The following is a 1572-nucleotide window of genomic DNA, read 5'->3' as shown; positions in this document are numbered from 1 at the left end:
AATTAAATTATGATGAATTAATGAAATTATATGAATTAAAAGCAGAATGACCTAAAAAATATGAGGTATGAGGAATTGGAATGCCGAGGAGCATTAGATGGTTCTATTTTTGCTAATTATTTATTTAGTAAATTATATGATTTTGAACCAGTTAATTTTAGAGCAGGTTTAGATTTAGGATATGCTGAATCACCATTAGGACATGCTACTCATGCTATTTTAATGGGATTAGATAGAGAATATAAAAAAATGACACCATTAATGGAATATAAACATAGTAATGCTGAAATGATACATAAAGATACAACTAAGATTTTAATTGAAATAGTACACTTTTTTATAACTGCTTCTATAAAATGAGATTATTTACAAGATGGTTTAGATGTAAATGTTGACTATGGAAATGGTGGTTTAGTTTCTATTGATACATTAAATAATATTCGTAGACAATATTACCCTGACCATAATTGATTAAGATTTAAACCAGTAGTAAAAGATGTTTGATATCGAACTGATAGAATTGATGCTATAATCATCCTGCTAAATAAGAATTATTTACAAATTAGTCAACGATTAACACCAGAGTTATTTAAGGATATGTTAAAAATGGAATGAAGAAAACCACCCGCAAATAAATCTACTTATAAATTAGAAGATAATAAATTATTTGATGATGGTTTTGATGCTATGACTTATGCTGTTATGGATATAATGGAATATTTTATAAAAACATTAGATAATCCATTTTTAATAAGTAAACAATTCGGAAAGCGAGGTTAAAATTATGGCATTTTGAAATAAAAATAACTATGTAATTGATTTAGATAAAAAGAATTATAAAGAATATATATTATTTAAATGAGATAGATTTATGAGTGGATTTACTCACTTATGATGAGCATTACTTTATAATACATTTTTTGCATTAGGTTGAACCGGAGCAGTTAAAAGTGGTCAATTTGATGGTTTTAGTTGAGATAGTATTATGTCATCAAGTAATATTATTGGTTTGGGATTTGGACATATTACTTTATTAGGTATTCAAGGTATTTTAATGTGAATTGGTCGTAAACCTAAAATAGATAAAAATATTAAATCACAAGGTAATCATTTAATTCGTAAAAGAAAATTAGGTATTGTATTTATTATTTTAGGGTTAGTGCCTTTAGTTATTTGATCTATTGGTAGATTAATTATTATCTTTATGTGTAAAGCATATTTAAAAGAAAATGGTAGTTATGAAAGAACTGAAAATAAATTTATTAAAGATTTAGAAATTAAAAAAGTAGATAAAGATACAGCAATAGAAACTGTTTCGCAATTTGCAGAAAAAATATTGAAAGGAAAAGATTAATTATGGCAAAGAAACAAATTAAAAAAATGTTGAAAAAATGCGAATGGATAAAAATATCTGTTGAATGATAATTGATGGTAAAGAATGTTTTAAAAAAGTAAGTAAAAATTGAAATGGTATTGGTGTTCCTGCGTGTGATGAACATACTAAAATATTCCAAGAATTAATGAAAGAAACTTATGATTATGGTGTTAATAATAAACAAGAATATTTAWARA

The 1572-nt window shown here is 24.8% G+C and carries 3 protein-coding genes; all 3 read left to right on the top strand.

Annotation, left to right across the window (positions count from 1 at the left end; genetic code table 4):
- The first annotated feature begins 75 nt into the window (after positions 1-75).
- Entirely contained in the window at positions 76-780 is a 705-nt protein-coding gene (locus EHV01_RS05435) for a hypothetical protein (protein WP_422066569.1), read from the top strand.
- A gap of 4 nt (positions 781-784) precedes the next feature.
- On the top strand, positions 785-1354 hold the full coding sequence (locus EHV01_RS05430; protein ID WP_422066568.1) for a hypothetical protein: 570 nt from the start codon (positions 785-787) through the stop codon (positions 1352-1354).
- 37 nt (positions 1355-1391) lie between these two features.
- Positions 1392-1572: hypothetical protein (locus EHV01_RS05425; protein WP_422066567.1), on the top strand; the 181-nt coding region annotated here is incomplete at its 3' end.

This window comes from Spiroplasma sp. hy2 (assembly GCF_044714365.1).
Taxonomy (GTDB): Bacteria; Bacillota_I; Bacilli_A; order Mycoplasmatales; family Mycoplasmataceae; genus Spiroplasma; species Spiroplasma phoeniceum.
Note: the sequence above shows the minus strand (reverse complement) of the source record. Positions and strands in the feature narration are given on the sequence as shown.